Annotated in this window: 7 protein-coding genes and 1 pseudogene; all 8 read right to left on the bottom strand. The window is 62.3% G+C overall.

Going from position 1 to position 10,258, the window contains the following annotated elements:
* Positions 1–227 precede the first annotated feature (227 nt).
* A complete protein-coding gene (locus KVG91_RS16310) occupies positions 228–2,999 on the bottom strand; it encodes a hybrid sensor histidine kinase/response regulator (RefSeq protein WP_169378798.1) in 2,772 nt (923 codons plus the stop codon).
* A 113-nt stretch (positions 3,000–3,112) separates the two neighbouring features.
* Positions 3,113–4,405, bottom strand: a complete 1,293-nt coding sequence (gene purD / locus KVG91_RS16315; protein ID WP_169378797.1) for a phosphoribosylamine--glycine ligase — start codon at positions 4,403–4,405, stop codon at positions 3,113–3,115.
* A 168-nt stretch (positions 4,406–4,573) separates the two neighbouring features.
* Positions 4,574–6,181, bottom strand: coding sequence for a bifunctional phosphoribosylaminoimidazolecarboxamide formyltransferase/IMP cyclohydrolase (gene purH, locus KVG91_RS16320; RefSeq protein ID WP_169378796.1), 1,608 nt, complete (start codon positions 6,179–6,181; stop codon positions 4,574–4,576).
* 81 nt (positions 6,182–6,262) lie between these two features.
* Positions 6,263–6,583 carry a DNA-binding transcriptional regulator Fis gene (fis, locus tag KVG91_RS16325; protein ID WP_002555375.1) on the bottom strand — a complete coding sequence of 107 codons (321 nt, stop codon included), beginning with the start codon at positions 6,581–6,583 and terminating at the stop codon, positions 6,263–6,265.
* Positions 6,580–7,593, bottom strand: a complete 1,014-nt coding sequence (dusB, locus tag KVG91_RS16330; RefSeq protein WP_169378795.1) for a tRNA dihydrouridine synthase DusB — start codon at positions 7,591–7,593, stop codon at positions 6,580–6,582. The genes fis and dusB overlap by 4 nt, the downstream gene beginning before the upstream one ends.
* Positions 7,594–7,777: 184 nt before the next feature.
* A complete protein-coding gene (locus tag KVG91_RS16335; protein WP_169378794.1) occupies positions 7,778–8,992 on the bottom strand; it encodes a DUF3426 domain-containing protein in 1,215 nt (404 codons plus the stop codon).
* 30 nt (positions 8,993–9,022) lie between these two features.
* Entirely contained in the window at positions 9,023–9,901 is an 879-nt protein-coding gene (gene prmA, locus KVG91_RS16340; protein ID WP_169378793.1) for a 50S ribosomal protein L11 methyltransferase, read from the bottom strand.
* A 156-nt stretch (positions 9,902–10,057) separates the two neighbouring features.
* Positions 10,058–10,258: pseudogene (locus KVG91_RS16345) on the bottom strand (hypothetical protein); the annotation flags it as partial.

Below are 10,258 nucleotides of genomic sequence, written 5' to 3' on the forward strand. Positions count from 1 at the left end.
CGAAACCGGTCAAATGTGGGAGCTGGCTTGCTCGCGAATGCGGTGTGTAGTGAGCGGGCTTGCCCCGCGCTGGGTGGCGAAGCGGCCCCAATAAAGACACCTCCGACCTCCAGGTAGAACCGAGTCGCCTGGTTTGGGGCGGCTTCGCCACCCAGCGCGGGGCAAGCCCGCTCACTACACACCGCTATCGCAGGCAAGCCAGCTCCCACAGGAGATCGTATTTCAAGTCAGGAAGGGGCGTGTTCCAGCTTCTGCTGACGCTGCGCCACCCAGAATTCCACCAGTTCACGCAGCTGCGACAACTCCACCGGCTTGGCCATGTGCCCGTCCATCCCGGCTTGTCGTGCCCGCTCCTTGTGTTCCGACAGGATATGCGCCGTCAGCGCCACCACCGGCGTGCGGATGCGCTGGTGGCTGACTTCCCAGGCGCGCAGTTGTTGCGTGGCCGAGAAGCCATCGAGGATCGGCATTTCGCAGTCCATCAACACCAGGTCATAGCGCTGGGCCTTCATTGCTTCCAACGCTTCTTCGCCATTGCTGGCGGTGTCCGGGTCGAGGTTGAGTTTGCCGAGCATGCCGCGGATCACTTTGGTGGAAATGCTGTTGTCTTCGGCCACCAGGATGCGGAAATCGCTGGGTACGGTGACGGCTGTCGGTGCGCCGGGCACCGCGCGAGGCGTTACGTTGCCCTTGCTGCGCTGGGTCAGTTCGTCGGCCAGGGTGGTCTTGAGCGTGTACCCGGCCACGGGTTTGGCGAGGATGCGCTTGATCCCGCAGTTGCGCGCGATGATCTTGCTGGGGGCATTGCTGATGCCGGTGAGCATGATCAGCAGGATATCGTGGTTCAGGCTCGGGTCTTCTTTGATCTTCGCCGCCAGCTGCATGCCGGTCATCCCGGGCATGTTCTGGTCCAGCAGCACCACGTCGAAGTAATCACGCAAGTGCGCCTTGGTGCGCAGCAGCGCCAGGGCTTCCTTGCCGGACGGCACGGCGCTGACGTTAAGGCCCCAGGCCGAGCATTGCTGCACCAGGACTTTGCGGCAGGTGTCGTTGTCGTCCACCACCAGCACCCGAGCGCCTTTGAGCGGGCCGTCGAGGTCGGAGGTCGGGTGCTCCAGGCGTTCCGGGTCCAGCGGCAGGGTCAGCCACAGGGTGCTGCCCTGATGGCTGCCGCTCTTGATCCCGAATTCGCCGTTCATCAACAGGATCAACTGGCGGGCGATGACCAGACCCAGGTGGCCGTTCAAGCGGGTGGCCGAGAAGAAATTCTTACTGTGCAGTTCGCTGTGCAGCAGGGCGTCGCGTTCGGCCGCTTCCATCGGCACGCCGCTGTCTTGTACGGCAATGCGCAGGCGTGGCTGGGTGCTGCGATCGTCCAGGGCGACCACGATCAGCACTTCGCCTTCATCGGTTTTTTGCAGAGCGTTCTCCAGCAGGCTCAACATGGCCTGGCGCAGGCGCGTCGGGTCGCCGCTGATCACGCGCGGCACCTGGGGCTGGATAAAGCTGATCAGTTCGACGTTCTGCTGTTCGGCCTTGGCGCGGAAGATACTCAGGCAGTCCTCGATCAGCGCATTGAGGTCGAACTGCACGTCATCCAACTCGATCTGGCCGGATTCCAGCTTGGAGATATCGAGGATTTCGTTGATCAGGGTAAGCAACTCATTACCCGCGCTGTGGATGGTCTGCACGTAGTCGCGCTGTTTCACTGACAGCGGGGTGCCCAGCAGCAGCTCGGTCATGCCCAGCACACCATTCATGGGCGTGCGGATCTCGTGGCTGATCTTGGCCAGGAACTCGGCCTTGGCGGCGATCTCGGCATTGCTCGCCGCCAGGTCGCGGCTGAGGCTGAAACGCGCCTCGACCAGCGCCCGTTGGCGCTCGCCCAGCGCCAGGCTCATCAACAGGCCGCTGAGGCAGATAAACGCCAGCAGCGTGACGATCAGGCCCTGGGGCGACACCATTGTCAGGCCCAGCAACGCCGGCAGGATGATCAGCGTACCGATGTTGAACACCACCATCGCCGCCACGAACAGACGGGCCGGGCGGTAGCCCTGCTGCCAGTGATAGGCCGAGACAAACAGCATGCTCAAGCCGGCCAGGGCCACCAGGACGTAGGTGATGATGTTCAGGGGCAGGGTATTGACGAACAACAGCAGCAAGCCGCACAACACGATGAACAGGATGTCGGCCATCAACAGCTTGTTCAGGGGATGCGGCCCCAGGGGCATGAAGAAGCGGTAGGCAAACATCAGCCCGCACGGCGCGGTCAGCAGCAGCGCCAGGTAGGCGCCCGGGGTCTGGACCGCGTGCCAGTTCGGCAGCCACGGGCCCACCAGGTTCAGCAGCAGCGCCAGGCTGAGCATCAACAACACTTCGCAGGCCGCCAACCACAGGCTGCTGCGCGAACGGTGATAGGCGAAGCGGGTGAGGTTGTGCAGGATCAGCATCAGCAGGCAACCGAACAGCAGCCCGTAGATCAGCGTCTGGGTCTGGTCGGCCGCGGCGAGCACGGCCGGTTCCAGGGTGATGTAAGGGCGCAGTTCGTGTTCCGAGACCAGGCGCAGGTAGACGTCGAGTGGCTTCTGGCTCTGGGGCATCGGCAGCATGAAGTCGCTGCTGGGCAGTGGTCGTTCAGCCTGCGGTTGGCGTGTGCCGGTGCTCTGTTGTTCCACCAGGGTATCGCCGTCCAGTACATAGAGGCTCAGGTGCGACAGATCCGGGGCGAATATCCGCAGCACTTGCTCGTGCTTGCCGGGTTGAAGCTTGAAACGTACCCACAACGCGCCATCCGGCGTCGCTGCGGTAATGCGGTCCAGTTCGGTGGGGCTGAATTGATTGGTGTAGCGCGAGGAGCGGATGTCGCTCAGTTGCAGGTCAGCCTGTTCATCGAGCAATACTGCCCAGCCACTGCCTTGCGCCGCGGCCTGGGCCGGGAGCAAACAGAGCAGTGTCAGCAGGCTGACAGTAAAACCTATGGCGATCCTGAGCCAGCGCACGGCGAAATCCCTTCGTAGGTTGATGCACGCGTTAACTATGCGCGGGGAGGCCTGTATACGGCAAGGGCCATGGGCCCCTGCCTGGCCGAACGGATAGCACTGACGTCGGCGGATCAGCTGTTTTCGCCACGCTCACGGGCAATGGCCCGATAGCCGATGTCCTTGCGGTAGAAGCAGCCCTGCCAATCGATCTTCGAGGCCAGTTCGTACGCCTGTTGCTGCGCGGCGTCGACACTGGCACCCATGGCGGTGGCGCACAACACACGGCCACCGGCGGTCACGACCTGGCCATCCTCGAGCGCGGTGCCCGCGTGGAACACCTTGCCTTCCAGCTTGGCGGCGGCGTCGAGGCCTTCAATGACGTCACCCTTGGCGTAGTCGGCAGGGTAGCCACCGGCGGCCAGCACAATGCCGACGCTCGGACGTGGATCCCACTGCGCTTCAACCTTGTCCAGGGCCTGGGCCAGCGCGGCTTCCACCAACAGCACCAGGCTCGATTGCAGGCGCAGCATCACCGGTTGGGTTTCCGGGTCGCCGAAGCGGCAGTTGAACTCGATTACCTTAGGGTTACCGGCTTTGTCGATCATCAGGCCAGCGTACAGGAAACCGGTGTACACATTGCCTTCATCGGCCATGCCACGCACGGTCGGCCAGATCACCAGGTCCATCACGCGCTGGTGCACCTCGCTGGTGACCACCGGGGCCGGGGAGTAGGCACCCATGCCGCCGGTATTGGGGCCGGTGTCGCCGTCGCCGACGCGTTTGTGGTCCTGGCTGGTGGCCATCGGCAAGACGTTCTTGCCGTCGACCATCACGATAAAGCTGGCTTCTTCGCCGTCGAGGAATTCCTCGATCACCACGCGCGAACCGGCGTCACCAAATGCGTTGCCGGCGAGCATGTCGCGCACGGCATCTTCGGCTTCCTGCAGGGTCATCGCCACGATCACGCCTTTGCCGGCGGCCAGGCCGTCGGCCTTGATCACGATCGGCGCGCCTTTTTCACGCAGGTAAGCCAGGGCCGGCTCGATCTCGGTGAAGTTCTGGTAGTCGGCGGTCGGGATCTTGTGGCGCGCCAGGAAATCCTTGGTAAATGCCTTGGAGCCTTCCAGCTGAGCAGCACCGGCGGTGGGGCCGAAGCAGTCCAGGCCACGGCTGCGGAACAGGTCGACCACACCGGCAACCAACGGGACTTCCGGACCGACGATGGTCAGGGAGACATTCTTTTCGGCGAAATCGGCCAACTGCTTGAGCGCCAGTACGTCGATGGCAACGTTCTCGCACTTGGCTTCAGTGGCGGTACCGGCGTTGCCGGGGGCGACGAAGACTTTCTGGACGCGCGGGTCCTGGGCAACTTTCCAGGCCAGAGCGTGTTCACGGCCACCGCTGCCAATGATCAAAACATTCATTTCAAAAACCTCGGATGACGCAATTCTTGGAAACACTGCAGGCTGCTTTTTTGTGGGAGCTGGCTTGCCTGCGATGCTGGCGCCTCGGTGTATCTGGTGCACCGAGGTGATGCTATCGCAGGCAAGCCAGCTCCCACATAAAGCCAGCGCCCATCAGGCCATGTTGGATCAGTGGCGGAAGTGGCGCATGCCGGTAAAGACCATGGCGATGCCAGCTTCATCGGCGGCGGCGATGACTTCAGCATCACGCATCGAACCACCCGGCTGGATCACGGCGGTCACGCCAGCTTTCGCGGCGTTGTCCAGGCCATCGCGGAACGGGAAGAACGCATCGGATGCCATCACCGAACCCACCACCTGCAAGCCGGCGTGTTCAGCCTTGATCGCGGCGATACGCGCCGAGTTCACGCGGCTCATCTGGCCGGCGCCGACGCCGATGGTCTGGCGGTTCTTGGCGTAGACGATGGCATTGGATTTGACGTACTTGGCCACTTTCCAGGCGAAGATCAGGTCGTTGATCTCTTGCTCGGTCGGGGCGCGCTGGGTCACGACTTTCAGGTCATCGCTGCCGATCATGCCGGTGTCGCGGCTCTGTACCAGCAAGCCGCCGTTGACGCGCTTGTAGTCCCAGGCAGCCGCACGGTCGGCCGACCACTCGCCGCAGGCCAGCAGGCGCACATTGGCTTTGGCGGCGACGATGGCACGCGCCTCTTCGCTGACGCTTGGCGCGATGATCACTTCGACGAACTGACGCTCGACGATCGCCTTGGCGGTCTCGGCATCCAGTTCACGGTTGAAGGCGATGATGCCGCCAAAGGCCGATTCGGTATCGGTCGCGTAGGCCAATTCGTACGCCTGGCGGATACCGCCTTCTGCGTCCGGGCTCACGGCCACGCCGCATGGGTTGGCGTGCTTGACGATAACGCAGGCCGGCTTGACGAAGCTCTTCACGCATTCCAGCGCGGCGTCGGTGTCGGCCACGTTGTTGTAGGACAGTTCTTTGCCTTGCAGTTGGGTCGCGGTGGCGATGCCGACTTCGGCCGGTTTTGCCTCAACGTAGAACGCCGCGCTCTGGTGCGGGTTCTCGCCGTAGCGCATTTCCTGGGCCTTGATGAACTGGCTGTTGAAGGTGCGCGGGAACTGGCTGCGGCCTTCGGTGGAGAGGGTTTCGGCGGCCTGGTTCACGGTGCCCAGGTAGTTGGCGATCATGCCGTCGTAGGCGGCGGTGTGTTCGAACGCCTTGAGCATCAGGTCGAAACGCTGGGCGTAGGTCAAACCACCGGCTTTCAGGCTTTCGAGCACTTGGGCGTAATCACTGGCGTTGACCACGATGGCCACGTCCTTATGATTCTTGGCGGCCGAGCGAACCATGGTCGGGCCGCCGATATCAATGTTTTCGATCGCGGTCGGCAGGTCGCAGCCTGGCTTGTTGATGGTGGCTTCAAACGGGTAGAGGTTGACCGCCACCAGGTCGATCGGCTTGATGCCGTGCTCGGTCATGATCGCGTCGTCGATACCGCGACGGCCGAGGATGCCGCCGTGGATTTTCGGGTGCAGGGTCTTGACCCGACCGTCCATCATTTCTGCGAAACCGGTGTAGTCCGCCACTTCCACTGCGGCCACGCCGTTGTCCTGCAGCAGTTTGAAGGTCCCGCCCGTGGAGAGGATTTCCACGCCCAGGGCTTCCAGCTCCCGGGCGAATTCGAGGATCCCGGTCTTGTCGGAAACACTGATCAAGGCGCGGCGGATCGGCAGGCGGGTAGTCTGGTCGGTCATTTCAATTTCCATCAAAAGCTAAGGAGTCAGCAAAAAAGGCGACCGTTTTTACGCGGGCGCCTTTCTGGTTTGATTGAATGCTTACAGCAAATCGTATTGCTTGAGCTTTTTGCGCAAGGTGCCACGGTTGAGGCCCAGCAGCTCACTGGCTTTGGTCTGGTTGCCCTTGACGTAGTTCATCACGCTTTCGAGCAAGGGCGCCTCGACTTCGGAGAGCACCAGGTTGTACACGTCCGTGACGGAAGCGCCCTCGAGGTGGGCGAAATAATTGTGCAGCGCCTTCTCGACACTCCCGCGAAGGGTCTGGCCTTCTTCGCTCGGCGTGTTGAGGTGCTGTTTCAAATTGACGTTGTCGCTCACGGGCGTCGTTCCACTCACTAAAGTCTCGGTCATCATCGTCATGCGGCCACCCCTTTTCCGTCCCCTGGTCCCAGGCTCTTGTCTCGTTCGGCAAAGAACTCACGAACGGCGGTGACCTGTGCTTGCGTTTCATCCAAACGATTGAACCCGGCGCGAAACTCCCTGGCGCCCGGCAGCGTTGCCAGATACCAACCCACATGCTTGCGAGCAATGCGCACGCCCATCACCTCTCCATAGAAGGTGTGCAGCGCAGCCAGATGCTCTAGCAGAATACGTTCCACCTCGACCAGCTCCGGCGCAGGCAACACTTGGCCAGTACGCAGGAAATGCTCGATCTCACGAAAAATCCACGGTCGCCCTTGAGCGGCCCGGCCAATCAACAAGCCATCTGCACCGGTTGCTTCCAGCACACGCCGGGCTTTCTGGGCTGAATCGATGTCGCCATTGGCAAAGACCGGCATCGACACTGCCTGCTTGATGGCGGCAATGGTGTCGTACTCGGCCTCGCCGGTGTAAAGATCGGCGCGGGTGCGGCCGTGCACCGCAAGCGCTGTAATACCTGCCTGTTCGGCGATCTTCGCCACCGTCAGGCCGTTCTTGTTGTCCCGGTCCCATCCGGTACGAATCTTCAGGGTGACCGGCACATCCACAGCGGCGACAACGGCCTGCAGGATCTCGGCAACCAACTGCTCATCTTTCAACAGCGCGGAACCGGCGGCCTTATTGCAGACCTTCTTGGCCGGGCAGCCCATGTTGATGTCGATGATCTGCGCCCCCAACTCCACGTTGGCCCGGGCCGCCTCCGCCAGCATTTGCGCATCTCCACCGGCGATCTGTACCGAGCGAGGCTCGGGATCACCTTCGTGGATCATGCGCATCCGCGATTTGCGGGTGTTCCACAAGCTCATGTCGCTGGTGACCATTTCCGAGACTACAAGACCCGCGCCCAAACGTTTGCACAGCTGACGAAAGGGCTGGTCGGTGACCCCCGCCATCGGGGCGAGGATCAAGCCATTGTGCAATGTGTATGGGCCGATGCGTACCGCCGACATAGGACTTCCCTGTTGTGGGGCCGGATCATTAGAGTTCGAAAAAGGGTTGGCATGATACCCGCTCTCGATGACTGGATAAAGGCTGAATTGGATAAAATCTGAACAGTTATTTCTTTATCGCCAGCGGTTTGGTTGCGCAGGGCAAGTCAATAACCTGCCGTCAAACCTCAGTGCATCAAGCGCTTCACTCGGGTGAGTGGAAGCTCAGGCTGTAATTCACAGCTTTGTTGCCTGGGTCGAGGATATCCAGGGAAATATGGATCGGTACCTGCGATGGCATTTCGCTTACGCCGGCCAGTTCGCCGCTGAGGTATTCGCCGGGTTTGAAGCGGCGACTGGCGATCAGGCCGCCGTTCAGGTCGGCAAAGCGCAGCTCCAGCAGCGGGAAGGGCTGGGAGAAGGTCGCGCGGTTATAGAGGATCGCGTCCACCACCAGCGCCCCGGCGAAATCCGGATGGCTGCGCACCACCAGGTTGCTGCTCTTGATATGGGCGATATCGACCCGCGACGGCACGGTGCAGCCCAGCGTAGGGCACAATTGCTGGAACCATGGGCGATACGCGTCCTGGCGGGCCAGGTCGTCGAATTGATAGGCGATGTACTGGGCGGCGAGGCCGGCGGCGGCAATCAGTACCAGCAACAGCCAGACCAGGCGACGGCCAAGGCCGGCCGGACGCTTTTGCGTATAGAGGTGCAGCGGATCGTCTTCGAGGTCTTGCAGCAAGTCGTCGTGCACGCCCGCTTCGGCGCGCGGGCGCTTGCGACGGGGCTTGGGGCGTTCTTCGGGCTCGACGTCATCCGCTGATTGGGTCAGCGGCGTGAACGGCGGATCGATGTCGTCATCTTCTGGTGTTGAGCGCAAGGGCGGCTCATCATCGATATCGTCGGTGTGCAGCGACATGGACGGCTCAGTGCGTTGCCGGGTCGCAGCGACGCTCGTCGGTTCGGGCTCGTCTTGAGGGGCCTGGACGCGCTCTCCAGGCGGTTCGCTGAACAGGCTGGCGGCCCATTTTTCTTCTTCGGCCTTAACCGTGTCGCGGCTGGCGCTGAAGGATTCGTCCTGATGGCGACGTTCTGCGCCGGCGGGCACCGTGTGCGGGATCTCGCGGCGTTCCAGCTTGGCGAGCTCTTCGTCCAGGTCCAGGTTGTCCAGGTCCAGTTCTTCGGCGGTCCACTGCTTCTGGCTGATTGCGCGCACCGGCTCAGGCGCCGCCTCGACCGGCACGCCCGGTTCGGGCGCAGGCGCTTGGCCGCGTTGCTGCAGCAACTGGCGCGCCGCATTGAACACTTGCAGGCACGAGCCGCAGCGAACCACGCCGCGAGCCACGCTCAATTGAGCGTGGTTGACGCGAAAGCGTGCTTGGCAATGCGGGCACTGGGTGACGAAACTGTCGGTCATGCGGCCATCCGATTCAGGCAAGCGCTCATTCTAGCGCCGACGACCGCTGATGCGTACCCAGCCATCACGGTTGGCGATCGGGTCCAGCTCGAAATCCTGCGAATAGGCTGCGGCGACGTCTTCGCCCTGCTCGGCGAGGATGCCCGACAGCGCCAGGCGGCCGCCCGGCTTGACCAGGCTCGACAGTTGCGGCGCCAGGGACACGAGCGGACCGGCGAGGATATTGGCGACCAGGACGTCGGCCTGTACCTGAGGCAGCTGCTCGGGCAGGTAGAGTGGGAATTTGCTTTCAGGGATGTGGTTGCGCCCGGCATTATCGCGGGAAGCTTCCAGCGCCTGCACATCGATATCGGTGCCGACGGCTTCCTTGGCGCCCAGCAGCAGGGCGGCGATCGCCAGGATCCCCGAGCCGCAGCCGAAGTCCAGCACGTGGCTGTCGGTCAGGTCCTGGCCGTCCAGCCATTCCAGGCACAGTGCGGTGGTGGGGTGCGTGCCGGTGCCGAACGCCAGGCCCGGGTCCAGCAGCAGGTTGACGGCGTCAGGCTCCGGCGCCGCGTGCCAGCTGGGTACGATCCACAGGCGCTGGCCAAAACGCATCGGCTGGAAGTTGTCCATCCAGCTGCGTTCCCAGTCCTGATCTTCGATGACTTCGCTGTGATGCTCCGGCAGCGGGCCGCCGGTCAGCAATTGCATATGGGCCAGCACGGCGGCAGCATCGGTGCCGTCTTCGAACAGGGCCAGCAAATGGGTGTGGGACCACAGCGGCGTGGTGTTGAGTTCCGGCTCGAAGATCGGTTGGTCTTCGGCGTCCATGAAGGTAACCGAGACAGCGCCCACTTCGAGGAAAGCGTCTTCATAGGTTTCGGCTTGTTCTGGGCTGATGGCGAGACGGACTTGCAGCCAAGGCATGGCGGGCACCTTTGAAAAAATGAATGTGCGGCCCGTTGGGTCGCGAAAACGCGCAAGTTTACGCCAGCGGCGGGCAGAAGACGACACTACTGACTGTACTCGGTCCGAATGTGGGAGCTGGCTTGCCTGCGATGGCCATAGGTCTCTACACAATTTTTAGCGATCTGTGGAGAGACGGCGTTCGTGGCGGCCTTCGGGCCGACCAGGCTGTTGTTGTTGACCGTGTACATATCCGTTCTTTATGTAACGGCGGCTGGCGGTTCCGCTCTTACAGCGGGTCACTTTTTGAAGGACCGGAATGCCGGCCCAGCAAAAAGTAACCAAAAAGTCCTCGCCCCACCACTCGGTGCCTCGCCC

Origin of the sequence: Pseudomonas azadiae (assembly GCF_019145355.1) — a bacterium.
Lineage (GTDB): Bacteria > Pseudomonadota > Gammaproteobacteria > Pseudomonadales > Pseudomonadaceae > Aquipseudomonas > Aquipseudomonas azadiae.